The organism is Brucella anthropi ATCC 49188 (genome assembly GCF_000017405.1).
Lineage (GTDB): Bacteria > Pseudomonadota > Alphaproteobacteria > Rhizobiales > Rhizobiaceae > Brucella > Brucella anthropi.
The window spans coordinates 2393859-2417413 of record NC_009667.1 but is presented as its reverse complement, the minus strand read 5'-3'; the positions used below and the strand labels follow the sequence as shown (position 1 = coordinate 2417413).

Sequence of the window (23555 nt, the reverse complement as noted above, 5' to 3'; positions counted from 1 at the left end):
ATGGGGCGTATTTACACAACCATACAGGGCGAAATGCTCGACGCTATCTGCCGCAAGATCTACGGTGACGAAAGTGGATATGTCGAGCAGGTGCTGGAAGCTAACCCTGGTCTGGCGGCGCTGCCGCATCGCTTGCCTATGGGGACAAGAATTAATCTACCTGATTTGATTCGCGCAGAACAGTCTCAGTCGATAGTGGCGCTATGGGACTGAGCTATCCGGCATCTACTTGAAACATGGTTTTAAACAGTGAAGTCCATGTTCTTGCGACAGTCCCGGTGCATGTAAATGTCTGGCCCTTCTTGAGTTTGGAAACTGTATCTGTCCACTTTGATGACATTCCGCATCGCGCAAGGATGTTTCGCCCAATGTCTAAATCAACCCAAAAGCCAGAGAAGGTTCCCTTCTCAACTTCCGCAACCTTGCCAGTTAGTTGATAGGTTTTTCCGGACATATTTGCTTCCCACCAAGCTTCCTGTTCAATCTCCGTTTTGTTGCGTGAGATTCCAGAAGCGATCTCGGCGGCGGTAATTGTGAGCGGTTTATCGCCTTGTGGTGAAGTGTGTTCGATCACGGGTGATGGTCTAGGGTTCTTGCCAATCGATACTGCAGCGTCAATCGCAGGCATGTTTGGGTTTGCTTCACATAGGGCGTAGAGGCTTGCGTAAATGCTCTCACTCTCTTCAGTCGTAAGGTCGGCAAACTTCTTTCCAGTATTGGAAAGGTAGGATCCTAGCGCGACAATATTCACGCTAAATCCATTCCCGCCCATCTTCTTGCCTTGCCTGCTTCCCACTGTTTGTTGCTTCATATTGGCTGTGAAGTCTTTGCAGGCAATTGTTTGAAATTCTTCTGCGCCAGCGCTCCAACAATACAGGGTACCAATCAGCGCAAAACTAACCCTTTTCCACATATTGCCCATTCCCCGATGTTGGATAACCAGAATGAAGACTCCAGCCTTTGAAATAAAAGTCAACGGCAAAGCCGTCGCGTCCATCGTGAATGAACGGCTTATCTCACTGACTGTCACCGACAAAGAGGGTGTCGGCTCGGATTCAATCGATGTCGACCTGAACGACGGAAACCCGTTCGCCTCAATCCCGAAGAAGGGTGACAAGATCGAGGTGTCGCTTGGCTATACAGAGACGGGCATTCTTCCTTTTGGATCATACACGGTTGATGACCCTGAGATCCGCTGCCTTCCTTACGGTATGAACATTCGCGGGCGAGGGGCGAATATCCGCGACAAGTTCAAACAAAGTCGTTCCCGTCACTGGGATGAAAAGACTGTCGCCGAGATCCTGCAGCAAATCGCTTCCGAGAATGGCTTGCAGCCTGTCATCGACGACAAGGTTGCAGCGCACAAATATGATTGGTTCGGACAGCAGGATGAGAGTGATATGCATGTCTGCGAGCGCTTGGCTCGTATTCATGGCGCCTTGTTCTCGGTGAAGGATGGCAAGCTGATTTTTGCCAAGCGTGGTAGCGGGAAATCTGCGAGCGGGAAGGACTTGACCCCGATTGTTGTCGGGCCGTTCGAGATCGTGCAGGGCACATGCCGGATCAACTTCGCCTATCGCAAGAAAGTCAAAACGGTGCGCGCCAAGGTACGTGACCGCGCCAAGGCTGAGACGGTTGAGGTCGAGGAAGACAGCGACGATGAAGGCACCGCCGATTTTAAGGTGAAGGAAAATTTCAGCACGGAAGCCGAAGCGAAAAAGGCTGCGAAATCCAAGGCTGAAAGTCTGAAAGCCGAGACGGTCAAAACCTTTGTCACGGTGTTTGGCGATCCGACCATTCGGGCAGGCGCACCCTTTTCCTACCAGAATGTGCGGCCGGAAATTGACGGCATAGAATTCATAATCGAGACAGCCACCCACCGCATCAGCAAGTCGGGATATATGACCGATATCGAGGCGAAGCTAAAGCCGGTCGCCAGCAAGGCATCCAAGGATAAGAAAAAGTCGACTGCGGCCAGCACCTCGAAAACAAACGAGAACAACCCGAAAACGCCAGCGGTGCCAGATCCCAAACCGCAAGCGCCCGCAACCTCGACGACGGGCGGGTCACCTATGGGCATGGGCATAGGCCGCGCCTAGCACCGGTCCAAATCCAACGGGGCAATCATGAAATACATTATCCGGAATTATCCGGTCGCCTTCATCAAGTGGGCGATCTACGGGATCTTGCTGCTTATCGCCAAGCTGGTAGCGATCCTGATCGCACCGATATTGGCGCTCTGGTCGGTGTTGGCAGGGATTTCGGTTCTGCCATATCCATTCTCGCTCTTTCACACGCATGATGACGACCTGGACGGCGGGCAACATCAGCTTGCTTGGCCACAAGCCAAGGGGGTCAAATTGTGGTGGCAGCGAACGCGGTGGATCATGCGAAACCCGGCCTACGGCTTTGCGGCCAATGTTTTCGGCTTCCGCTTCGAAGCTGTTACCACCGTTTATCAGATCGACAGCGGCGGCTTTGACTGGTCGAGGCCCGGCACATTTTATGAAGGCGTATATCGAGACGGGAAGGGCGGTCTGTTTTTCTCGTATCGCGCCCGCTTCAAGGTCTTCGGCAAGATCTGCGGTTGCTGGATCGGCTGGAGCTATATCGCTTACGACAATGTCAGTCTGCAGTTGAAAATCTCCCTCATATCCATCGTCAAATAGAGGCTGTCATGCAGCTTGTGCCCGATTGGCGGCGCGTCTTGCGAAAGGCGTGGTCTGTCCGCCTGATCCTGCTTGCCGGTGTTCTGACTGGCATTGAAGCCGTGTTGCCACTCCTTGGCGACACTTTCCCCATCCCCTCCGGCGCGTTCGCTTTGCTGACCTTCTTTGTGGTGGTCGCAGCCTTTGTGATGCGCCTCGTTTCTCAGAAGGTATTCCGAAATGGCGAGTAAACGCGCAAAGGCCGCTCTGGCATCTGGTCTGGGTCTCGTCGCTCTGACAGCGACTTATCTGACCGCGCCGTGGGAGGGTATGGAAAACCAGGCCTATTATGACAAGCTTGGCAAAGTCTGGACTGTATGTCTCGGTGAAACCAAGGGCGTGCAGAAAGGCGACTATTACACCGACAAGCAGTGCCGCGAAAAGCTCATCACGCGTCTGGAGAACGATTTCCGGCAACCGCTGCGCAAGTGTATCCGCACTTTCGATCAGGCGCCCATCGGCGTGCAGGCGTCAATGCTAGATCTCTCCTACAATATTGGGACTGGTGCGGCCTGCAAATCGACTGCCGCCCGCCGCATGAGTGATCGGCAATGGCGTGCGGCCTGCAACGCGATGACTGCTTTCAATCGTGCCGGGGGCAAGGTCGTGGAGGGTCTGAAAAAGCGCCGCGAGCTGGGTGACGCTCAGCGTATCGGGGAGCTGGAACTTTGTTTGGCAGGCCTGTGATGTTTTGCCTGCTGGACTACCTCAAGATCGGCGCTGGCTGCGCCGTCGGAATCGTTCTGTCTGGGATCTATTTTAACGGTGTGCCGGTTCTCAAAGACCTTCCCTATGTCGGTGCTGTGTTCGAGGGCCAGGCAAAGAAAGGCCTTGTTCCCGAATTTCAGGCGGCGGCGCTGCGGGCGGAACGCGACGAACTGCGACGGCAGGGCAGAGCCAACGCGCTTGTGATTGAAGCCTACCAGGTGCAGTTGCGGAACGCTCGCGCGGCTGAGGCTGCACAGATCGAAAAATCTGAACAGGAGATAGCGGACTATGAGAAAAAGCTGGCAGCGGCGGGCCGTGCCTGTCTGCTTGATCGCGATGATTTGCAGTTCCTGCGCCAGTGATCGACTGCTGCAAGAGGCTGCCGAAAAACAGGGCAAGGCGCAGGCGCGCATTGTCCCGGCTGAATATCCCGATGACTGTCGCAAGAATGAGCCGCATGCGCCGTTGATCGAGGGCGCGGAAGTCCGATCCATCCTTAAAAGGGAGCGAGCGGCGCTGGACAGGCAGAATGCGCGAACGGATCGATGTGCCGAATTCTATGACAGCTGGGCAAGGGGGCTACGGTGAGGGAAGGTGCGATGCGGTTACCAAGCAAAGGAAAGTTTGAGTGGAATTTTAACACGCTGCTGCAACTGGGGCAGATCGCGGTCCTCATCCTCGGCGGAGTGACGATCTGGGTCAACAGATCCCGCGATATAGAAGATCTCTCGAAATGGAAGCTGTCTCATGAGGCTTATCATAAAGAGCGTCTGGCAGAGGTTCGCGAGGAAAAGGGCAAAAGCGATCAGCGGTTTCAAACCATTGAAGCTGATATTCGCAAGCTCTCCAGTAATCAGGAGAGTATGAGCTATCAGATCGCGTCAAACACGCAAGCGATCAAAAGTGCTGCCGATAATTCCAAGGAAATTCAGGAAACCTTAACGACAGTGCGTGGTGATGTCCGTTTAGTGATGGAGATCCTACAGCGTCTTGAGGCAGGACAGCGGCGTCCCATGCCCCAGTAAATGCGTAGCGATCCGCTATGATATGATGACCGTGCGCCCGCCCGTCACTCGACGCGGCGGGCTTTTCTTTTCCAGCGGTCAGGATGTTGTCTCACTTGTGCCGCTTATTCGTCCGGATCTCTGCCGGTTGCTCCGAGGTGTAAGCCTTCGGATACAATGCGGATTGCTGTTGCTGCTTCTTCTTCTGACCAGCCGGCGTCTACCGCATCCTGAATAAGCTCCCGGACCCCCACGACGTTTGCACCCGAAAGCGCCTCTGTGGCTTCCGCTTCCGTCGCGCCAGCCGCGACCTGCTGCTCAACAAGGTCAGCGAGACCTTGAGAAATGGCTTCCTGACAATCAATTTCACGGTCTGGATAATCTCCTGGCTGCTTCGGTCCGAACATTCAATCCTCCGTCGATTAGATCTATGAAGGTAGGGCGCTTATGTTCTGCGTCCAGCGAAGGTGTATTCTCCGGTCATGCTAGCCCCCCGACGAACCCGCTCATTTCCTGTAGCCTCACCATGGCCATGCGCATATGACCGTGACAGCCCCGCGCCTTGCATCTGACCTTCGCCTCGATCTCGTCCAGATATTTTTGCGAACGATCTGTTCCCTCGCAAAGCAATTGCTTTGTCGCGTAAGTCACGCGACCGCATTTCTTGCAGGTCAGTTCAAGTCGCTGCTCATCGTCCAGGTCACGTACCTTGATCGTCGATTTCCAATTGCCCATAGTCTCACCAGAAGTCTTCTGCGGACGGGATGCGTGTGTAACTGATCTTGCCGCCAACGTGGCCGCCTGCTGGTGGCTTCCATTCCCCCATACTGACTATCGTGCCGGAATATTTGGAGTTGATAGCATCGACAGCATTGTTTGCCTTCTCCCACTTCTGGCGCTCGGCATCGTCGTTATTCAGCATGTCCATCTGGCGCTCATCGGCTGGGGACAGATCATACAACGTCACGCCAACTCGAAAGATGGTTACGCCTCGCGGATGATCTTCACGCACGCGTTGCCAGAGCAACCGCAGCGCCGACAGAATAGCCTGATCGTCGTTCACAACCGGCAAGTAATGCTTGCCGAACCATGAGCCGTCGCGCACTGACAGCCAGAGCCATAGGCCCGCTGCATAGAAATTTTCACGACGAAGGCGACGGGCGGCTTTGGTCAGCAGAAGGCGGGATATTTCATAAGCGCCTGTGATCGAGCGAGCATCTGGTGGCAGAACACGACCATGACCGAACATACCGCGCTGCTGCGATGGCGCTTGGATGTCGTAACCGTGGAGGGCGTACCAAAGTCGCTCGCCGTTGACGCTGTTCCAGATCTTCCGCATGTGTTTTGGTTGTAAGGCGTAAAGCTGGGTGGTTGTAAACACGCCATTACGATAAAGCCGCTTTGCCATATTCGATCCTACGCCGGGTATATCCTCCAGTTCGACGCGCAATAGTGGGTCCGGCATGATGGTTGGCCACCAAATAGCCAGCCCATTGCCGTAGGATCCTCGACGTTTCGTTTCTTCTTTCCCGGCCTTGCAGGCGATCTTTGCAAGCTGACGGTTTGCGGCGAATCCGATTGAGCAGGTGATGAACTGTCCAATGTTGTTTGAGATCGCCGATTTGATGCGCGCTGCCAATAGCTCCGGATCTCGCTTGCCACTGTCATCCAGCACGCATGTTAGCTCGTCGATGCTTTTGGCTGTGTCAATGGCGATGACAGTCTCGATCTCGCAGAGCAGGGCATTGTGAGCGCGCCGGTAAAGGTCTGGCTTTTGCGGGACCAGGATAAGGTCAGGGCACAGCCGCTTCGCTTCCTTGATCGGCATGACGTTTTTAACGCCGAAGTTCTTCGCCTCTTTCGAGCAGGCGATGACGGCGGTGCGGTCAGTGCCTTCGAAGGGTACGACGCCGATGGGGCGACCACGTAAGCGGCGGTCGCACTGCTGTTCAACGCTGGCGAAAAAGCCATCGAAGTCGAGGTATAGGCGTTCGATAGTTTCAGGAAGGCGCAAGTTACGCTCCAAAATCAGGACGAGCGAAACCCGCCCCGCGCACCTACGCACTCAGGAACATATTCCGCTCAATGTGGATATGTTCCTAGAATGTTCTCATTTTGAATTTTAGTCAATCTGCATTTTGAGGTTGTGGAAATGCGGTGCATAAGTGGGGTCGCCGGTCATTGAAATGTGGGGCAGACGCATGAAAAAACAAAATTTTTACAACGCATGACTTTCTGTCCCACTTTTCTGCAAGCCATTGAAAAGACCCGAAATCCCTAGAACCTCCGGGACTCCCATGTATGGGGCAATAAAAAACCCCGCCGGAGCGGGGTTGAGATCAATAAGAAGCTGCTTTTAGTGCTCGCTCAATGTCTTTGTCACTTGATCGATTAATTGCTTCGATAACGCCCCGATATTGTCGGCGACTTTCGGAAATGATGGTTTCGGTATCAACGGTCACGCGACGGGGAGGGAGTTTATCCTTAGTGGGTTCCGACCTGTCGACTGCCTTCCGAAGTGAATTAGGTTGAGAAGTCATATGTTTGCTCCGCCGGTCATGTGTTCAATGCTGCCTGTCGCAGCTGATATCTAGAATTAATGTCTGAATTGAAGAAATGTTTCCTTTTAATCCAGACAAGTCCCTCGTGCTTGGTCACAATTGCAACATCTACGGGTCCGCCAACCGTTTCGGAGGGTTTCGTTACCTTCTCCTTCAACGATTGAAGAGTGATTAATGTCTCAGCCAATTCCGCCATCTCATCAACGGGGAGGGAGCTGAGCACGCTCCGAAGGGGCAAAGAGTGCTCCTTGCGAGCTTTGTCAAGTACCGCGTCCCGTATTTTATCCTTCGCAGACTGAAGCAAAGCTTCCACATCGTCAATTGCGGCCATTTGGCCCCCGCTTTGCGCGGCAATGTCCTCCGCAAAGCTCTTGATTGTGTCGTTTACTGCAACCATCAGTGATTCGTAGACGTCTGCACTCAAACCCAAGGAGAATGTATCGGTCATTGAAGTTTGTGCGAAACCAGAAATCCAGGCAGGTTTGTCATGATCGATAGTTTCTGCAGCTTGCCTTTTGTATATGTGGCGACCACTCACTATTCCGCAATGGCAGTATTCGACCATTGATGGGAAAAACTCATGGTCTCCGAACCCAGCAAATACGAGACCTGTTGTGCTGAGATATCGATCTGGGTTCTTTATAACCTCCCTGATGGCTGTATCGGACCATCCGTCGATGTTCGCAGGAACCGGCACCTCGATATGCTGAAGAAAATCAGCCATCACATCCGAGACTGCTGCTCTCGTATCGCCCAACGCTTGCTCTACATTGTCCTCATTCAAGCCATTCGGGAGGCCAATTTCAGCAAGTGCGCGATCCCTCTCTGAAAATGCGCTATCAATGGCCGCAGATCTGTCGGCGTCGTCGACGTCTTTTATTGCGGATATGATGATGCCGTATGAGACACCCTGTGCAGCTCTGGCCAACTGCTCGATCTGCTTTTGTTCAGGAAAGTATCGTTGATTGTTGTTGAGGTAGCTGAACAGTTCGCTCGCGTAATCTTCGACAGTATTGAACGATTTTATTCCGATTTCCTGCCGAAAGGACTTTATGATCGTCTCCCACGGCACACTCAGAATTGATGCGGAATCAAAGATCATCATCCCAATGGGATGCCTATTAGAAAGCTGGAAGATTTTGTTCGCGCCTTTGAAATAGCGCTCTTCTCTTTTGCCATCTACCCACCTTGATACAGTGGTGGCGCTGTCGGCGGCTAACACTACAGCCAGCCGGTTCATCATGCAGACTTCAGATGTCATGCCTCGAATTCCTCCCCCGTGAGGTAATCAAGCGTGAGCGTATCGTGATTCCTGCATGTCGCATAGCCATCTGGATAAGGCGAACTGTCGTCCCAAAAATGCCATGGCCGAGTTCTATTATTGTGATGCGTTTGTTCGGCAGTCAGTATTCCGATCTTGTGTTTTTTTGGCGCTGATTGTAGTAGGTGCGCCAACGTGTGATTTTGCGCCGCAATTTTGCGATACGTACTGTGACACAAACTGGGACACATAACTGCCTTTCTGGTGGATATTGTGCAAGGAAATCAATGGGTGGGGTTTGGTGCGGCTGCTCTCCATCCGCACCAACTGCCATAAGGCAAAAGAATTTCTCTCCCGCGACAAGGCAAACAAGCCGGTGACGGCGGGACAATGACAAGAAGTGAAGGTTTGAACATGCAGGTTACCGAAACGCTCAATGAAGGGCTGAAGCGCGAGATCAAAGTCGTGGTTCCGGCCAAGGACCTCGAAGCCAAGCTCGCAGAGCGGCTGGAAACTGCGCGTGACCGCGCCAAGATCAACGGCTTCCGTCCGGGCAAGGTGCCTGCGGCTCACCTCCGCAAGATGTACGGCAAGTCCTTCATGGCGGAAATCGTCAACGAAATCCTCAACGACTCGTCGCGTTCGCTTCTCGCTGAACGTAACGAAAAGTCGGCTACGCAGCCTGAAGTCATCATGTCGGAAGACGAAAAAGAGGCCGAACAGGTTCTCGACGGCAAGGCCGATTTCGTTTTCTCGCTGAACTACGAAGTTCTGCCGGCAATTGAAGTCAAGGACTTCTCGAAGATCGCCGTTACCCGTGAAGTCGTCGATATTTCCGATGAGGAAGTTGACGATCAGGTCAAGCGCATCGCTTCGTCGACCCGCGCCTTCGAAACCAAGAAGGGCAAGGCCGAAAACGAAGATCGCGTCACGATCGACTATCTGGGCAAGCTCGACGGCGAGCCGTTCGAAGGCGGCGCGGACAACGATGCGCAGCTCGTTCTCGGTTCGGGCCAGTTCATTCCGGGCTTCGAAGAGCAGCTCGTTGGTGTCAAGGCTGGCGACGAGAAGGTCATCACTGTGACGTTCCCGGCAGAATACGGCGCTGCCCATCTGGCTGGCAAGGAAGCTACCTTCGACATTACCGTCAAGGAAGTTGCCAAGCCGAACGAACTCGTTCTCGATGATGAAACTGCAAAGAAGCTCGGCATCGAATCGCTTGAGCGTCTGCGTCAGGTTGTTCGCGAACAGATCGAAAGCCAGTACGGCCAGATCACCCGCCAGAAGGTAAAGCGTCAGATTCTCGACGCTCTGGACGGTGACTACCAGTTCGCAACGCCGCAGAAGCTTGTTGACGCTGAATTCAACAATATCTGGCAGCAGATCAACTTCGACCTGCAGCAGGCTGGCCGCACGTTCGAAGACGAAGAAACCACCGAAGAAGCTGCTCGCGAAGAATATCGCAAGCTCGCTGAGCGTCGCGTACGCCTCGGTCTGGTTCTGTCGGAAATCGGCGAAAAGGCTGGCGTTGAAGTTTCTGAAGAAGAACTGCAGCGCGCTGTTTACGATCAGGTTCGTCGCTATCCGGGCCAGGAAAAGGAAATCTACGAATTCCTGCGCAAGACGCCGGATGCCGTTGCCAACCTTCGCGCCCCGATCTTTGAAGAAAAGGTCGTTGACCATCTGCTCGCCAACATCAGCGTGACCGACAAGAAGGTCTCGAAGGAAGAGCTGACGGCTGAAGACGAAGATGCAGCTTCGGAAGCAAAGCCTGCCAAGAAGGCTGCTCCCAAGAAGAAGGCCGCTCCTAAGAAGAAGGCCGACGAAGGCAAGTCCGAAGAGGCTTGATCTTCACTTCCAGCAGGAATTCGGAGGGGCCGCGCATAGCGCGGCCTTTTCGTTTTGCGATCACGGAAATGGTGGCTGAAAAGCTTGCATCCGGTGGGGCTTTGCTCTAGCCAATACAACAATCAGTTTCAGCCCAATCACAGTATTGTCGAGCCAGTAATGTCCCTAATCGATACGCGTATACCTGAACCCAAACGCTTTATCTCCGGCGCGACCGGCGACTGGGAAGTCGTCATCGGCATGGAAGTCCATGCGCAGGTCACGTCAGAATCGAAGCTGTTCTCCGGCGCTTCCACTTCGTTTGGCGCGGAGCCGAATTCGAATGTTTCTCTGGTTGATGCAGCCATGCCGGGCATGCTGCCGGTCATCAATCTGGAATGCGTCAAGCAGGCGGTTCGCACGGGAATCGGGCTCAATGCTCAGATCAATCTGAAGTCGGTTTTCGACCGCAAGAACTATTTCTATCCCGATCTGCCGCAGGGCTACCAGATCTCGCAGTTCAAGCAGCCTATCGTTGGCGAAGGCAAGATCATGATTTCGGTCGGTCCGGACAATAAGGGCCAGTTCGAAGACGTGGAAATCGGCATCGAGCGCCTGCATCTGGAACAGGATGCGGGCAAGTCCATGCACGACCAGCATCCGACCATGTCCTATGTGGACCTGAACCGTTCTGGTGTGGCGTTGATGGAAATCGTATCGAAGCCGGACCTGCGTTCCTCCGATGAAGCACGCGCTTATCTGACCAAGCTGCGCACGATTGTGCGTTATCTCGGCACTTGCGACGGCAATATGGACGAAGGCTCGATGCGCGCTGACGTAAACGTCTCCGTGCGCCGTCCGGGCGGGGAATTCGGCACGCGCTGCGAAATCAAGAACGTCAACTCGATCCGCTTCGTCGGTCAGGCGATTGAATATGAGGCTCGTCGCCAGATTGCTATTCTCGAGGACGGTGGCTCCATCGATCAGGAAACGCGTCTGTTCGATCCGGTAAAGGGTGAAACCCGGTCCATGCGCTCCAAGGAAGAAGCGCATGACTATCGCTATTTCCCTGATCCGGACCTTCTGCCACTCGAGTTCGACCAGGCATTCGTGGATGCGCTGGCAGTGGATCTGCCGGAACTGCCGGACGTCAAGAAGCAGCGCCTCGTCGAGAAGCAGGGCATCTCGATCTATGATGCATCGATTCTCGTTACCGAGAAGGCCATTGCTGATTATTATGAATCCGTTGCTGCGGGTCGTGACGGCAAGGCCGCAGCGAACTGGGTCATCAACGATCTCCTCGGCGCGCTGAACAAGGCGGGCAAGGACATTGAGGAATCGCCGGTCAGCCCGGAACAGCTCGGTGCAGTCATCGATCTCATCAAGGAAGGTACGATTTCCGGTAAGATCGCCAAGGATCTTTTCGAGATCGTCTGGAATGAGGGCGGTGACCCGAAGAAGCTCGTTGAAGAACGTGGCATGAAGCAGGTTACGGACACCGGTGCCATCGAGAAGGCCGTGGACGATGTCATTGCTGCCAACCCGGAAAAGGTTGAGCAGGCGAAAGCCAAGCCGACGCTGGCTGGCTGGTTCGTTGGTCAGGTCATGAAGGCAACGGGCGGGAAGGCCAACCCGCAATCCGTGAATGAACTGGTCAAGGCCAAGCTCGGGATTGAAGAGTAATGTGGGTCAGGAGCGCGACAGAGGCTGATCTCAAGGCAGTGCATGAGCTGCTGGTATCGACCTGGTACGCGACCTTTGACGACATCCTCGGGCGGGAAACGGTGGATGCCGTTACCGCCCGGTGGCACGGCATCGCTGTTCTGAAGGCCAATCTGAAGAAGCCTTATTCGGAATTCATTGTCGCCGATAACGGCAATGGTGGGATCGACGGAATGGCTTTTGCCAGCCAGTCCGAAGAAGGCAAGGCTTCGCTGCATCAGCTTTATGTTCGTCCCGACACGCAGGTTCAAGGTATTGGAACGATGCTTCTCGCCGAAATCGAGATGGCTTTTCCTGATGTTCGAACGATGAAGCTTGAAGTGATCGAGCGAAACACCAAGGCGGTGAATTTCTACGAGCGCAAAGGCTATACCAAAGTCGGCCGGAACGAGGATTGGGGCGATCCCAATTGCAAGGAACCGGTGCTGGTTATGGAAAAGTCGCTCGAAAGCTGGAATATGTAAAGCATGTCTCGCCAAAGTGGAGATCGCTTTGGGGAGACATGCGAGAATATAAAAGCCTGACGCGCGCGGCGTTTTGGGCCCATCATACTCTTGTGACAGCGGCAACTTGACCCTTGCCATGGCCAGTCGATAGGGCCATAAGCAAGAAAACCCGGTGGTTTCGGTCACCTGTGGCAATAATGGATCTGGAATAGGTCATGAAGAAATTTATTACGCAAGTTTTCACCTGGTGGAACGGCCAGACGCTCGGCACGCGGTTTCATACGTGGCGCAAGGGCGAGCGCGTCGGTGAGGACGAGTTCGGCAATATCTATTATCAGGGCGGCAAGGACTCCGAAGGTCGCACACGTCGCTGGGTAATCTTCAATGGCTATGCGGAAGCAAGTGCTATTCCTCCCGGCTGGCATGGTTGGATGCATCATCGCGTTGACACGCCGCCTACCAAGGAAGACTACAAGCCGCGCGACTGGCAGAAGCCGCATCTGCAGAACCTGACCGGTTCTCCGCTGGCGTATCGTCCGAAAGGCGCCATTGCTCGTCCGGGCACGGAACCTGCGGAACGTCCGCGCGTGACCGGCGAATACGATGCCTGGACACCGGGCAACTGATAATCGGTTTTGATTTTTGTCCGGCGCGTTCATCCGCGCCGGATTTATTATGTGTCCGCCTTTTGACGCTATAGCGGAAAAGGTTTGAGGATAGACGGCTCGCTTAAGACCAGCGGCAGCATTGCAGCTTGCGACTGGGCAACGAATCGTCACATTTCATGCTTAGGAATTGTTCCGGCTTAATTTAAACCCTTTGGATGCGGATCTCCGTTTTGACGAAGCAATCTCACGGCGCGGCTGGCAACGGAAAAAACCCGATAAAAAGGGCTGTTCAGGTTGCCTTGATTTCGCTCATTGCGACCACCAGCAGCTTTCAAGCAGCAATGGCCGAACGCATCACCAATCCGGTTGCTGAGTTCTCGGGTCTCGATAAAATCACCGGGCGTATCACGACGTTCGACGTCTATATCAATGAGACAGTTCAGTTCGGCGCCCTTCAGGTAACGCCGAAAGTTTGTTATTCGCGCACAGAGAACGAAGCACCACGCACCGACGGTTTCGTTGAAGTCGAAGAGATCACGCTTGACCGAAAGATTCGCCGTATTTTTACCGGCTGGATGTTCGCCGATAGTCCGGGTCTCAATGCTGTCGAGCATCCGATCTATGACGTCTGGCTGAAGGACTGCAAGCAGAAGTCGGAAGTCCCTCCGCCGGATCAGCGCAATTAACCGCAGCTATTTAGAAGCGCACGATTCCATCCAGCGCGTTTTCCAGCAGTTTCTCGTATTTTTTCCTTGGAACTTCCACAGCGCCGAATCTTTCGAGATGCGGTGTGGTGAACTGCGTGTCGAGCAGCACGAAGCCTTGCTTCACCAGATGCTGGACCAGATAGGCAAGGCAGACCTTTGACGCGTCCCGTTTTCGTGTGAACATGCTCTCGCCGAAAAAGGCACGCCCAAGCGTTACCCCATAAAGTCCACCAACGAGCTGTCCGTCATGCCAGGCTTCGACCGTGTGGCAATGTCCGATCTCGAACAGATTCTTATAGGCTTCGCGGATAGGTCCATTGATCCATGTGCGCGCGCGTTCACCTGTTCCGCTGGCACAACCTTCGATCACACCATCAAAATCGTTATCGAGCTTTATGTCAAAAATACCCTGGCGGATGGTCTTCTGGAGGCTTTTCGGCATGTGGAAGCCATCAAGGGGTATGACACCGCGCCTCTCGGGACGAACCCAGAAGACTTCGGGATCGTCGGCTTCTTCGGCCATGGGAAATATTCCCGTGGCATAGGCCCGCAGGAGTAGCTCCGGTTCGATTGAATAGTCGTCCGGGGATACTCCTGCGGTCACTGTCGTCAGGCGCTTTCGCTCTTGGTTTTCTTGGCCAGATACTTTTCAAGCCAATGAATGTCGTAATCGCCGTTAGCGATATCCTGATTGGCAATCAGGTCTTGGAAAAGCGGGAGGGTGGTTTTCACACCATCCACCACGAACTCGTCCAGCGCACGGCGCAGACGCATCATGCATTCGACGCGATTGCGACCATGCACAATCAGCTTGCCGATAAGGCTGTCGTAGTAAGGCGGAATACGATAGCCGGAGTAGACGCCCGAATCCACGCGGATGCCGAGGCCACCCGGCGTATGATAATGCGTGATCAGGCCCGGCGAAGGCGCAAAAGTCAGCGGGTCTTCAGCGTTGATACGGCATTCGATGGCATGGCCGGAGAAGCGGATATCCTTCTGCTTTACCGACAGGCCGAGGCCAGCTGCAACGCGAATCTGCTCGTGAACGAGATCGATACCCGTGATGGCTTCCGTAATCGGATGTTCCACCTGAAGACGCGTATTCATTTCGATGAAATAGAATTCGCCGTCTTCATAAAGGAACTCGATCGTTCCCGCACCGCGATAGCCCAGTTCCGCACAGGCGTTGGCGCAGACCATGCCTATCTTGTCGCGTGCTTCTGCATTGAGCGCCGGTGAATTGGCTTCTTCCCAAACCTTCTGGTGACGGCGCTGTAACGAGCAGTCGCGTTCGCCCAGATGGATTGCATTGCCGGCACCGTCGCCCATGACCTGAACTTCGATGTGGCGCGGCTTTTCGAGATATTTCTCGATATAGACCGCGTCGTCACCAAAGGCTGCACCAGCTTCGGTCCGCGCGGTTGCAAGTGCTACCGAAAGATCTTCTTCGGTGCGGGCAACCTTCATGCCGCGTCCGCCACCACCGGCAGACGCCTTGATGATGACCGGATAACCGATTTCCTTCGCGATGCGAGCGGCTTCGACGTCATCCGTCACACCGCCGTCAGAACCCGGAACAACCGGAATGCCGAGGCGCTTTGCAGTGCGCTTGGCTTCGATCTTGTCGCCCATGATGCGGATATGCGAAGCGGTGGGGCCAATGAAGGTGATGCCGTGCGCTTCAAGAATTTCCGCGAACTTGGCGTTCTCCGACAGGAAGCCATAACCCGGATGGATTGCGTCAGCGCCCGTGATCTCGCAAGCAGCAACGATCTGATGGATGTTCAGATAGCTGTCGCGCGATGGCGGCGGCCCGATGCAGACACTTTCGTCTGCCAGACGCACATGCATCGCGTCGGCGTCTGCCGTGGAGTGAACGGCGACGGTCTTGATGCCCAGTTCCTTACAAGCCCTGAGCACGCGAAGAGCGATTTCGCCACGATTGGCTATGAGTATCTTTTGAAACATTGCGCTTTGCTGCCCGTTCATTGAATAAGCCGTAATCTGTTGTCTTATTCGATTACGACGAGCGGCTCACCGAATTCAACCGGCTGAGCGTCTTCGATGAGAATGGCCTTGACCGTACCAGCCCGTGGGGCCGGAATCTGGTTCATGGTCTTCATGGCTTCGATGATGAGAAGCGTCTGACCTTCCTTCACCTGTGCGCCGATTTCGATGAAGTTGCGAGCACCCGGAGCCGGAGCGAGATAGGCAGTGCCAACCATCGGCGACGGAACGGCGTTCTTCGACAGATCGGCCTTGGTCGGTTCGGCGGCTGCAGCAGCTGGTGCGGCAGCAACAGCAACAGGGGCTGCGGCTGGCATAACGGTTGCTGCGGCCTGAACCGTGACCTTGCGCGAAACGCGGATACGCAGATCGCCATGTTCGACTTCGATATCGGTCAGGTCAGTTTCATTGAGAATGTCCGCCAGGTCGCGGATCGTTTCCTTGTCGATGACGGAATTTTTGCTGGACATATCAGGCCCCTTTAACGCTTTGCCCGTTGTTTTCTTCTTCTTTGGCAATTGCCGCAAGCGCGCGCAGACCGAGCAGATATCCTTCCGCGCCAAAGCCGCAAATAACGCCTTTGGCGACTGCGGATACATAGGAGTGATGCCGGAAAGCCTCACGCGCATGAATGTTCGAAAGATGCACTTCCACGACCGTTACCTTGGCCGAGCGGATTGCATCATGAATAGCAACCGAAGTGTGGCTGTAAGCGGCTGGATTGATGAGGACATAGGCGTTTTTGTCGCCAGCCTCCTGAATCCAGGTCACCAGATCGCCTTCGTAATTGGACTGACGGAAATCGACATCAAGTCCGAGTTGTTCGGCCTCACGCTTGCAGTCCGCCTCGATATTCTCGAGCGTTGCAACACCGTATATCCCCGGTTCTCGTTTGCCGAGAAGGTTGAGATTGGGGCCGTTCAAAACAAAAACCGTTTTTGCCATATCCGTCCGCGACTGATAACGCGTTACCGCGAAATTTCGGTACACTTCGCATTTCATATAGAGGGCTTGGACGCAAGCCGAAACCCTCTAAATCATTGCAGATGTTTTGCCGAACCGGTTTTTCCCGCTATTCTTTGCAAAATAAGCAGCCGATAAGGCAATTTCTCTTCACGCAACATAAACATTGGATGCCACGGCATAAACTGTTTCACAAAAGTGATCAGTCAAGCCATGGCCGATCAGCTTACTTTTTCGCTGCAGCGCGCGCTGCTGCGATTCTCTCAACCAGACCATCGACGCCGATTGCACCCGGAACCAGTTCATCGCCGATGATGTAGGATGGTGTGCCGGTAATGTTGAGCTGTTGCGCCAGCTGATAGGTCTGCTGGAAAGCGCCGGTGATAGCCGGATCTTTCATCTTTTCGCGCAGCTGTGCTTCATCAGCGCCGAGCTTTACGGCATCGGCGATGGCGGAATCTTCCGTTGCACGCTCCTGCGCGCCGAGCAGTACTTGGTGGAATTCAGCATATTTTTCCGGCATCAGCGCTCTGAATGCCTGTGCCACGATATGCGCCTTGGCCGAATCCGGACCAAGAATCGGGAATTCCTTCATGACAAAACGGACATTCTTATCGGTTTTCAGGATCGCTTCCATGTCGGGCAGTGCCCGCTTGCAATAACCGCAATTGTAATCGAAGAACTCGTAGACCGTCACGTCGCCGTCCGGATTGCCGAAGACTGCATCATGCTTGGGGTCATAAAGGGCGGCACGATTGGCAGTCAGCACCTGCTTGATCTGTTCCTGCGCCGCGTGTGCCTGCTTGGTTTCCAGCGCGCTTTGCACTTCCAGCATCAGTTCGGGATTCTGGATGAGATAGTTGCGCACGACGTTTTCAATGGCCTGCTGGTTCATCGCTGCCGGGGCTGCGGAAGCGGCAGGGCTTTCCACGGCAGCTGGAGCCTGCCGGGCAGTGCCTGCATAATAACCCGCTGCCAAAGCTGCGATCCCCACGATGCCGCTGGCAACTGTTATGGAAACTATATTCTTCATTCCAAATTCCAATCTGTCTTTAATATCGCTATCAGGCGCCAACCGCCTTACTTGCTTTTCTTGGCATTAATGATGTCCTGCGCGCGAAGCCATTCGGGCGAACGGGGCTTCATCTGCTTTTGCGCGCGGATGGCGAAGATCTGGGCCTGCTGAAGCTTGCCAGAATAGTAGTTCATATCGGCAGTGGCGAGGTCGGCCAGCGCCATATCACCTTGCTGGCCATATGCTTGCGCCAGATAACCATATCCGCCCGGAAACTCCGGATCGGAAGCTATACCTGCCTTGATCTCCTTGATCGCCGTCGGCATGTTTGCCTTGGCACCGGTGAGCATGAGCGCACGCCCATAGCTCATGCGCAGCAACGGCGATTTGCGCGGATCGAGCGAAACCGCCTTCTGGAAAGCCTTTGCCGCTCCCGCGGCATCATTGGCTTTCAGCAAGACTTCGCCGCGCATTTCCTGGAAATACGGGTTCTTTGGCTGTTCCTTGATCAAGGCATCAAATTTCGGTAGCGCAGAGCGGGCAGAGCCGTTCAGGAATGTTGTTATGGCATTGCCATAGCGGGCAGGGAGCCCGCCGAGGTTGCTGCGGAACATGCGCTGCAGCGCGCCCATATTGCCCGAATAGGCGGCAATCTTCGCGCGCGCCATATCGTGGCGCATCTGCAAGGCCGGAGAATCGGTTTTGTTGAAGTACGGGCTTTTTCGTGCAAGCTCTTCCAGATTGGCAATTCGCTCACGTGGGAGAGGGTGGCTGATACGATATTGGTCGATCTGGGTGCCCGTAAGCGACAGGGCCGATGCGAAACGCTCGAACGTATCGAGCATGCCCTTGGTCGACTGACCGGTGGCATTGAGATAGTTCACGGCAAGACGATCGGCGGTCATTTCTTCCGTGCGCTGATAGTTGAGTACGCTGCGCATGGCTATTTCGCTTGAGCCCATAGCAATACCTGCGCCAGCGCCCGCGGCGTTGCCGCTGCCGCTCGCAGCGCCTGCAACGCCAGCGCCAACGCCAAGCAGCATACCAATGATCGCCATGTTGCGGGCGCGGCTGAGCTGTTCACGCAAACGCTCCTGATGCCCGCCTGCAAGGTGTCCCGATTCGTGTGCGATCACGCCAATGATTTCATTGGGCGTTTCCGCCTGCATGATTGCGCCTGTATTTATGAAAATACGCCGTCCATCAACGAAGGCGTTGAAGCTTTGCGAATTGACCAGAATAACGCGAACGCCGCGACCACCCAAACCTGCAGCCTTGAGGATTGGCGCAGCATAATCGGCAACAAGTGCCTCGATTTCCGCGTCCCGGACGATAGGCACACCACCACCACGCGACTGCGCGAATGCAGGGAGGGCACTGGTAACAGCTATGGACGTTGCGGCCACTACGGCGACCGAACGGCGAACCAAACTATGGAAAGAAAATCTCCTGGCTGGGAAAGGTGTAGTCATCGTCCCCATCGTGTTGTTCTTCCTTCTTCAAACCGGCGCGAATCTTATAGCCTTTGCATTCAATCATCGATAGGCAGGCGAGACATAATCTCCATCTCGGGATTTGGTCGTATTTTCTCGTAAAGTGCTGTTGCTTTACCAATCCGGCGATTATACGGCGGATGTAGAATGCGAAACTCGCAAGTTTCTGGAGGTAAAGTTGGTCACTCTTTCCAGCCGCAGTGCGGTCGAGCCCTTTCACGCTATGGACGTTTTGGCTGAGGCAAACCGTCGTCGCGCGGCCGGGCATCCGATTATTTCCATGGCGGTAGGCCAGCCTGCTGATCCGGCACCGGAAGTCGTTCGACAAGCCGCTGAACGTGCCTTGAAGGACGGTCGCATCGGTTATACCGACGCTCTGGGGCTGATTGAACTGAGAGAGGCCATTGCTGGGCATTATGCCGATCATTACGGTGTTTCGGTTTCGCCGGAACGTGTTGCCGTCACGACTGGCTCGTCTGCTGCCTTCAATCTGGCCTTTGTGGTCTATTTCGATCCGGGCGACAGGGTTGCTATTACCCGTCCCGGCTACCCCGCCTATCGCAATATATTGACGGCGCTAGGCCTTGAGGTCGTGGAAATACCGACCGGCAATGGAACATCGGCGTCACTGACTGCTGAAGCGCTTGCTGCGGCACATGCCGAGAAGCCCTTGAAAGGGGTATTGTTTGCAAGCCCGGCCAATCCGACCGGCGCGGTCATCGACAAGCCGGAACTGAAAGCGATCATTGAAACTGCCCGTGATCTGGGTATCCGGGTCATTTCAGACGAAATCTATCATCGGCTTTCCTATGAAACGGACGATGTCACGGCGTTGGAGATTTCCGATGATGTGACGGTCATCAACTCGTTCTCCAAATATTACTGCATGACCGGCTGGCGTATTGGCTGGATGGTTCTGCCCGAAGACGATATCCGCGCAATCGAGCGACTGAGCCAGAGCCTTTATATCTCCGCACCGGAGCTTTCGCAGCGCGCTGCCATCGAAGCCTTCCATGCAACGGCGGAACTTGAGCGGGTAAAGGATCGCTATCGTCAGAACCGACTGATCCTGCGGGATCATCTTCCACGCATGGGTCTCAGCCTGGCTGCACCAATGGATGGCGCATTCTATGCCTATTGCGACGTTTCGCGTTTCACCAATGACAGTATGGAATTTGCTCGCCGCATGATTGCCGAAATCAATATAGCAGCAACACCGGGACGCGATTTCGATCCGCTGGATGGACATCGCACAATGCGTTTTTCCTACGCTGGCAAGATCGAGGAAATGGAAGAGGCTGTCCGTCGCCTTGAAGGCTGGCTGCCACAACAGAAAGCCTGAGCCGGTTCTGGTTTCTTCCAACCATTTACCAATATCGAAAGATAAAGAAAACCGGCGTTTCCGCCGGTTTTTTCATTTCAATCATGAAACAGATCTCAGAAGAAACCCTTCTTCTGCCACCAGCCAGCACGCTTAGGCTTCTGGTCTTCGCTCTCGCTTGAAGTCACAACGGGCTCAGCGCTTTTCTGCGGTTCGGCAATCGTTGCTACTTCTGCTTCGACCGCTACTGTCTCTTCGACTTCGACAGCTGGCTTCGCAGCAGCTCTGCGGGTACGCCGCTTTGGCTTCTCCGCTTCTGCTTCTGGCTCCTCAGTGACCGCTACCGGTTCAGCAGGAGCTTCTTCGGCAACCTTCTTGCGGCTACGGGTCTTGCGCGCAGGCTTGGCGGGCTTTTCCTCCGCCTCCGCGACTACCACGTCCTCAGCCGCTTCTTCAGTCTTCGCAGACTTGCGAGCGCGGGGCTTGCGGGCAGTCTTGGCAGGCTTTTCCTCGGCTGTTGCTTCAATAGCCGGAACAGCAACTTCAGCCGCTTGTTCCACCGCTACCGATGCAACTGCTTCGACAACAGCTTCCTCGGCTTTAACCGGCAGAACCGGCGTGTAACCGACGAACTCCGGATCTGGAACCTTGCGTACACGCGGTTCGTCGTCGCGACGATTCTTGCGTCCGCCCCGGCGACCACGGCGACGCTTCTTGCGGCGATCTTCTTCGCTCAGCGAAGCATTCGAAGATGATTCCTGCGCGTCATCGGCGTCATCGTCTTCGTCGGAGGCATCTTCCGAAACGGAATCGGTCTTTGCAGCCTGTTCCGGGTTCTCGCGATCACGACCGCCGCGACGACGACGACGGCGACGACGCTTGCGATCACCTTCGTCACCACGATCTTCGCGAGCCTGAACGTCAGCCGTCGCTTCTTCTTCGGCTTCGTCCTCATCGACCGGGATTTCCGGGTCTTCGATATCGTCTTCGATATAGGCCATCGGCTGAACCGGAGGCTGGGTGATAGGCCGTGTCGACGGCGCGCCCTTGTCGATAACGAAATGCTGATGGCCGACACTTTCATCGGCGTCGATGCTGATGGCAACGCCGAAGCGGCCTTCCAGATCCGCCAGCAACTGACGCTTGTGGTTCAGCACATAAAGCGCCGAAGCCGCTGGCGTGCGAACATTGATGTCAAAGCCCGAATGACGTAGCAGATAATCTTCGATGCCGCGAATGATATGCAGCGCCATCGACGAATCCGAGCGGACATGGCCGGTGCCGCCGCAATGCTGGCACACCTGCATCGTGCTTTCCAGCACCGATGCGCGGATACGCTGGCGCGACATTTCCAGTAGGCCGAAATGCGAGATGCGGCCAACCTGAATGCGGGCGCGGTCGTCCTTCAGGCAATCCTTCATCTTCTTTTCGACAGCGCGATTGTTGCGCTTTTCTTCCATGTCGATGAAGTCGACGACGATCAGACCGGCAAGGTCGCGCAGACGCAGCTGGCGCGCCACTTCCTCGGCTGCTTCCAGATTGGTCTGGAGCGCGGTGTCTTCGATGGAATGTTCGCGCGTCGAGCGACCGGAGTTGACATCGATGGCAACCAGCGCTTCGGTCTGGTTGATGATCAGGTAGCCGCCCGATTTCAGCGTCACCTGCGGCAGCAGCATGCGGTCGAGCTGGGCTTCGACGCCGTTGCGTGTGAAAATCGGCACTTGTTCACGATAAGGCTGGACCACCTTGGCATGGCTCGGCATGAGCATGCGCATGAAGTCCTTGGCCTCGCGATAGCCGTTCTCGCCGGAAACGAGGATTTCCGTGATGTCCTTGTTATAAAGGTCGCGGATCGAGCGCTTGATTAGGCTGCCTTCTTCATAGACGAGGGAAGGTGCCGTCGACTGCAAGGTCAGCGTGCGGACATTTTCCCAAAGGCGCATCAGATATTCGTAGTCGCGCTTGACTTCCGCCTTGGTGCGATTGGCGCCAGCGGTACGCAGGATCACGCCCATGCCCTGCGGCACTTCGAGTTCCTTGACGATTTCCTTCAGGCGCTTGCGATCCTGCGGTTGGGTGATCTTGCGGGAAATGCCGCCGCCACGCGCGGTGTTCGGCATCAAAACCGAATAGCGTCCGGCAAGCGACAGATAGGTCGTAAGAGCAGCGCCCTTGTTGCCGCGCTCTTCCTTGACCACCTGCACCAGAAGAATCTGGCGACGCTTGATCACTTCCTGAATGTTGTACTGGCGGCGATTGGTACGGGCAGGCGTCGGAAGCTCCTCAAGTGCATCTTCCGAACCAACAGATTCGACCATGTCCTCTTCATGTTCGATGTCGTCCTCGTCGCCGTTATCGAGGGCTTCGGAGATCACATCGCTTTTCTGCGAAAGAGCCATGGCCGGTGTGCCGGGCACGTAATTCTCAAAAGCCGGGCCGACGGGCTCGGCTGCAGGCAATCCCTTGTCGGCTGCATTGGCTTGCGCGTCGCCATTCTGGCCGTCACGACGACCGCGACGACGGTTGCGGCGCGAACGATCGTTCCGGTCGCTGCGCTCGCTTCGTTCACTTTTGGCGCGCGGTTCGTCCTCATCGTCTTCGGCGCGTGCGGCCTTAGCTTCCGCTTCGAGCAGCGCAAGACGATCTGCTACCGGGATCTGGTAGTAGTCAGGGTGGATTTCCGAGAATGCGAGGAAGCCATGGCGATTGCCACCATATTCCACGAACGCAGCCTGAAGCGAAGGTTCGACGCGGGTAACGCGTGCGAGGTAGATATTGCCTTTCAGCTGCTTCTTGTGTTCCGACTCAAAGTCGAATTCTTCAATCTTGTTGCCCCGAGTGACGATAACCCGGGTCTCCTCCGGGTGGGAGGCATCTATAAGCATTTTGTTGGACATTATTGTCTTTCCTGCCGGCGCCAAGACGCAAAACGCGTGCGCCGGACGAAACCCTGAGGGCTGTCGTGCTCACTGCGTTGCATCTGCCGGATGGTTCTGGGTTCGTCGGAAAAAAAGCTGCTGCCTCCGCGCGCGACGGCCTCGTGGCGATCACGGTCTTCAGGCTTGCAGTGGTCAGTCTTGCTTGACCCATAGCTGTTCCGAACGAAACGACCTCATATATGACCCGGAAAAGCCGGGCCGACCTCTGTGCTCTTTTCGAGCATTGGCGACAGCGCGTAAAGATGCGCAGTCGGCCGATAGAAAC

General features: G+C 55.0%; 26 protein-coding genes. 14 read left to right on the top strand and 12 right to left on the bottom strand.

All coding sequences use genetic code 11. The features are described from left to right. Positions 1 to 213: a tail protein X gene (locus OANT_RS11895; RefSeq protein ID WP_012092163.1), complete on the top strand. Its 213-nt coding sequence runs from the start codon at positions 1 to 3 to the stop codon at positions 211 to 213. A 1-nt stretch (position 214) separates the two neighbouring features. Here the strand turns inward: OANT_RS11895 and OANT_RS11890 are convergent, their stop codons facing one another. Further along, complete coding sequence (locus tag OANT_RS11890) at positions 215 to 913, bottom strand: hypothetical protein (protein WP_041545155.1); 699 nt, start codon at positions 911 to 913, stop codon at positions 215 to 217. Positions 914 to 944: 31 nt separating this feature from the next. Here OANT_RS11890 and OANT_RS11885 point away from each other — a divergent pair, with 31 nt between their 5' ends. The 6 genes from OANT_RS11885 (at position 945) to OANT_RS11860 (ending at position 4441) form a co-directional block, all read left to right on the top strand. Then, a complete protein-coding gene (locus OANT_RS11885; RefSeq protein ID WP_012092162.1) occupies positions 945 to 2099 on the top strand; it encodes a phage late control D family protein in 1155 nt (384 codons plus the stop codon). 27 nt (positions 2100 to 2126) lie between these two features. Further along, complete coding sequence (locus OANT_RS25075; RefSeq protein ID WP_012092161.1) at positions 2127 to 2669, top strand: DUF7338 family protein; 543 nt, start codon at positions 2127 to 2129, stop codon at positions 2667 to 2669. Positions 2670 to 2677: 8 nt separating this feature from the next. After that, entirely contained in the window at positions 2678 to 2899 is a 222-nt protein-coding gene (locus OANT_RS11875) for a DUF7940 domain-containing protein (protein ID WP_041545154.1), read from the top strand. Next, positions 2889 to 3395 carry a lysozyme gene (locus OANT_RS11870; RefSeq protein ID WP_012092160.1) on the top strand — a complete coding sequence of 169 codons (507 nt, stop codon included), beginning with the start codon at positions 2889 to 2891 and terminating at the stop codon, positions 3393 to 3395. The genes OANT_RS11875 and OANT_RS11870 overlap by 11 nt, the downstream gene beginning before the upstream one ends. Then, positions 3395 to 3778, top strand: a complete 384-nt coding sequence (locus OANT_RS11865; RefSeq protein WP_012092159.1) for a hypothetical protein — start codon at positions 3395 to 3397, stop codon at positions 3776 to 3778. Before OANT_RS11870 ends, OANT_RS11865 begins: the two co-directional genes overlap by 1 nt. Before the next feature lie 237 nt (positions 3779 to 4015). Then, complete coding sequence (locus tag OANT_RS11860) at positions 4016 to 4441, top strand: hypothetical protein (RefSeq protein WP_012092158.1); 426 nt, start codon at positions 4016 to 4018, stop codon at positions 4439 to 4441. A gap of 104 nt (positions 4442 to 4545) precedes the next feature. Here the strand turns inward: OANT_RS11860 and OANT_RS11855 are convergent, their stop codons facing one another. The 4 genes from OANT_RS11855 to OANT_RS11840 all read right to left on the bottom strand — a co-directional run bounded on the left by OANT_RS11855 (position 4546) and on the right by OANT_RS11840 (position 8242). Next, on the bottom strand, positions 4546 to 4827 hold the full coding sequence (locus tag OANT_RS11855) for a hypothetical protein (protein ID WP_012092157.1): 282 nt from the start codon (positions 4825 to 4827) through the stop codon (positions 4546 to 4548). Between the two features lie 73 nt (positions 4828 to 4900). Then, positions 4901 to 5155 carry a hypothetical protein gene (locus tag OANT_RS11850; protein ID WP_012092156.1) on the bottom strand — a complete coding sequence of 85 codons (255 nt, stop codon included), beginning with the start codon at positions 5153 to 5155 and terminating at the stop codon, positions 4901 to 4903. Between the two features lie 4 nt (positions 5156 to 5159). After that, positions 5160 to 6434 (bottom strand): Y-family DNA polymerase, encoded by a 1275-nt coding sequence (locus OANT_RS11845; protein ID WP_012092155.1) that lies wholly within the window; start codon positions 6432 to 6434, stop codon positions 5160 to 5162. A 542-nt stretch (positions 6435 to 6976) separates the two neighbouring features. Then, positions 6977 to 8242 (bottom strand): hypothetical protein, encoded by a 1266-nt coding sequence (locus OANT_RS11840; protein WP_012092154.1) that lies wholly within the window; start codon positions 8240 to 8242, stop codon positions 6977 to 6979. A gap of 414 nt (positions 8243 to 8656) precedes the next feature. On the opposite strand from OANT_RS11840, the gene tig reads away from it, so the two are divergent. The 5 genes from tig to OANT_RS11815 all read left to right on the top strand — a co-directional run bounded on the left by tig (position 8657) and on the right by OANT_RS11815 (position 13531). Continuing rightward, positions 8657 to 10090: a trigger factor gene (gene tig, locus OANT_RS11835; protein WP_264813574.1), complete on the top strand. Its 1434-nt coding sequence runs from the start codon at positions 8657 to 8659 to the stop codon at positions 10088 to 10090. A 159-nt stretch (positions 10091 to 10249) separates the two neighbouring features. Beyond that, positions 10250 to 11752, top strand: coding sequence for an Asp-tRNA(Asn)/Glu-tRNA(Gln) amidotransferase subunit GatB (gene gatB, locus OANT_RS11830; RefSeq protein ID WP_012092152.1), 1503 nt, complete (start codon positions 10250 to 10252; stop codon positions 11750 to 11752). Next, the gene (locus OANT_RS11825) at positions 11752 to 12255 is read left to right on the top strand and encodes a GNAT family N-acetyltransferase (protein WP_012092151.1); all 504 of its coding nucleotides are present in this window, start codon (positions 11752 to 11754) and stop codon (positions 12253 to 12255) included. The genes gatB and OANT_RS11825 overlap by 1 nt, the downstream gene beginning before the upstream one ends. A 197-nt stretch (positions 12256 to 12452) precedes the next feature. After that, on the top strand, positions 12453 to 12863 hold the full coding sequence (locus OANT_RS11820) for an NADH:ubiquinone oxidoreductase subunit NDUFA12 (protein ID WP_010661260.1): 411 nt from the start codon (positions 12453 to 12455) through the stop codon (positions 12861 to 12863). 197 nt (positions 12864 to 13060) lie between these two features. Next, positions 13061 to 13531, top strand: a complete 471-nt coding sequence (locus OANT_RS11815; protein ID WP_010661261.1) for a DUF2155 domain-containing protein — start codon at positions 13061 to 13063, stop codon at positions 13529 to 13531. Positions 13532 to 13541: 10 nt separating this feature from the next. Here OANT_RS11815 and aat read toward each other — a convergent pair whose 3' ends face one another. From aat to OANT_RS11785, 6 genes are all read right to left on the bottom strand, one after another. Further along, positions 13542 to 14156: a leucyl/phenylalanyl-tRNA--protein transferase gene (aat, locus tag OANT_RS11810; protein ID WP_012092150.1), complete on the bottom strand. Its 615-nt coding sequence runs from the start codon at positions 14154 to 14156 to the stop codon at positions 13542 to 13544. Positions 14157 to 14161: 5 nt separating this feature from the next. Beyond that, a complete protein-coding gene (gene accC, locus OANT_RS11805) occupies positions 14162 to 15520 on the bottom strand; it encodes an acetyl-CoA carboxylase biotin carboxylase subunit (RefSeq protein WP_010661263.1) in 1359 nt (452 codons plus the stop codon). A 44-nt stretch (positions 15521 to 15564) separates the two neighbouring features. Continuing rightward, positions 15565 to 16029, bottom strand: coding sequence for an acetyl-CoA carboxylase biotin carboxyl carrier protein (accB, locus tag OANT_RS11800; RefSeq protein WP_012092148.1), 465 nt, complete (start codon positions 16027 to 16029; stop codon positions 15565 to 15567). 1 nt (position 16030) lies between these two features. Further along, on the bottom strand, positions 16031 to 16504 hold the full coding sequence (gene aroQ, locus OANT_RS11795; protein ID WP_010661265.1) for a type II 3-dehydroquinate dehydratase: 474 nt from the start codon (positions 16502 to 16504) through the stop codon (positions 16031 to 16033). Between the two features lie 244 nt (positions 16505 to 16748). Next, on the bottom strand, positions 16749 to 17555 hold the full coding sequence (locus tag OANT_RS11790) for a DsbA family protein (RefSeq protein WP_012092146.1): 807 nt from the start codon (positions 17553 to 17555) through the stop codon (positions 16749 to 16751). Between the two features lie 47 nt (positions 17556 to 17602). Next, entirely contained in the window at positions 17603 to 19018 is a 1416-nt protein-coding gene (locus OANT_RS11785) for a M48 family metalloprotease (protein ID WP_012092145.1), read from the bottom strand. Positions 19019 to 19208: 190 nt separating this feature from the next. Here OANT_RS11785 and OANT_RS11780 point away from each other — a divergent pair, with 190 nt between their 5' ends. Next, positions 19209 to 20372 (top strand): pyridoxal phosphate-dependent aminotransferase, encoded by a 1164-nt coding sequence (locus OANT_RS11780; protein ID WP_040129331.1) that lies wholly within the window; start codon positions 19209 to 19211, stop codon positions 20370 to 20372. Between the two features lie 95 nt (positions 20373 to 20467). Here OANT_RS11780 and OANT_RS11775 read toward each other — a convergent pair whose 3' ends face one another. Continuing rightward, on the bottom strand, positions 20468 to 23248 hold the full coding sequence (locus OANT_RS11775; RefSeq protein ID WP_012092143.1) for an Rne/Rng family ribonuclease: 2781 nt from the start codon (positions 23246 to 23248) through the stop codon (positions 20468 to 20470). 2 nt (positions 23249 to 23250) lie between these two features. On the opposite strand from OANT_RS11775, the gene OANT_RS11770 reads away from it, so the two are divergent. Further along, positions 23251 to 23436: a hypothetical protein gene (locus tag OANT_RS11770; RefSeq protein WP_010661270.1), complete on the top strand. Its 186-nt coding sequence runs from the start codon at positions 23251 to 23253 to the stop codon at positions 23434 to 23436. The last annotated feature ends 119 nt before the right edge of the window (positions 23437 to 23555 follow it).

Bases quoted from the DNA above. Each gene is read 5' to 3' on its own strand.
- OANT_RS11865 (WP_012092159.1), top strand. From the start codon at position 3,395: ATGTTTTGCCTGCTGGACTACCTCAAGATCGGCGCTGGCTGCGCCGTC.
- OANT_RS11820 (WP_010661260.1), top strand. From the start codon at position 12,453: ATGAAGAAATTTATTACGCAAGTTTTCACCTGGTGGAACGGCCAGACG.
- OANT_RS11895 (WP_012092163.1), top strand. From the start codon at position 1: ATGGGGCGTATTTACACAACCATACAGGGCGAAATGCTCGACGCTATC.
- OANT_RS11815 (WP_010661261.1), top strand. From the start codon at position 13,061: ATGCGGATCTCCGTTTTGACGAAGCAATCTCACGGCGCGGCTGGCAAC.
- OANT_RS11775 (WP_012092143.1), bottom strand. From the start codon at position 23,248: ATGTCCAACAAAATGCTTATAGATGCCTCCCACCCGGAGGAGACCCGG.
- aroQ (WP_010661265.1), bottom strand. From the start codon at position 16,504: ATGGCAAAAACGGTTTTTGTTTTGAACGGCCCCAATCTCAACCTTCTC.
- OANT_RS11840 (WP_012092154.1), bottom strand. From the start codon at position 8,242: ATGACATCTGAAGTCTGCATGATGAACCGGCTGGCTGTAGTGTTAGCC.
- gatB (WP_012092152.1), top strand. From the start codon at position 10,250: ATGTCCCTAATCGATACGCGTATACCTGAACCCAAACGCTTTATCTCC.
- OANT_RS11885 (WP_012092162.1), top strand. From the start codon at position 945: ATGAAGACTCCAGCCTTTGAAATAAAAGTCAACGGCAAAGCCGTCGCG.
- OANT_RS11825 (WP_012092151.1), top strand. From the start codon at position 11,752: ATGTGGGTCAGGAGCGCGACAGAGGCTGATCTCAAGGCAGTGCATGAG.
- OANT_RS11890 (WP_041545155.1), bottom strand. From the start codon at position 913: ATGTGGAAAAGGGTTAGTTTTGCGCTGATTGGTACCCTGTATTGTTGG.
- OANT_RS25075 (WP_012092161.1), top strand. From the start codon at position 2,127: ATGAAATACATTATCCGGAATTATCCGGTCGCCTTCATCAAGTGGGCG.
- OANT_RS11860 (WP_012092158.1), top strand. From the start codon at position 4,016: ATGCGGTTACCAAGCAAAGGAAAGTTTGAGTGGAATTTTAACACGCTG.
- tig (WP_264813574.1), top strand. From the start codon at position 8,657: ATGCAGGTTACCGAAACGCTCAATGAAGGGCTGAAGCGCGAGATCAAA.
- accC (WP_010661263.1), bottom strand. From the start codon at position 15,520: ATGTTTCAAAAGATACTCATAGCCAATCGTGGCGAAATCGCTCTTCGC.
- OANT_RS11790 (WP_012092146.1), bottom strand. From the start codon at position 17,555: ATGAAGAATATAGTTTCCATAACAGTTGCCAGCGGCATCGTGGGGATC.
- OANT_RS11870 (WP_012092160.1), top strand. From the start codon at position 2,889: ATGGCGAGTAAACGCGCAAAGGCCGCTCTGGCATCTGGTCTGGGTCTC.
- OANT_RS11855 (WP_012092157.1), bottom strand. From the start codon at position 4,827: ATGTTCGGACCGAAGCAGCCAGGAGATTATCCAGACCGTGAAATTGAT.
- OANT_RS11785 (WP_012092145.1), bottom strand. From the start codon at position 19,018: ATGGGGACGATGACTACACCTTTCCCAGCCAGGAGATTTTCTTTCCAT.
- accB (WP_012092148.1), bottom strand. From the start codon at position 16,029: ATGTCCAGCAAAAATTCCGTCATCGACAAGGAAACGATCCGCGACCTG.
- OANT_RS11875 (WP_041545154.1), top strand. From the start codon at position 2,678: ATGCAGCTTGTGCCCGATTGGCGGCGCGTCTTGCGAAAGGCGTGGTCT.
- OANT_RS11850 (WP_012092156.1), bottom strand. From the start codon at position 5,155: ATGGGCAATTGGAAATCGACGATCAAGGTACGTGACCTGGACGATGAG.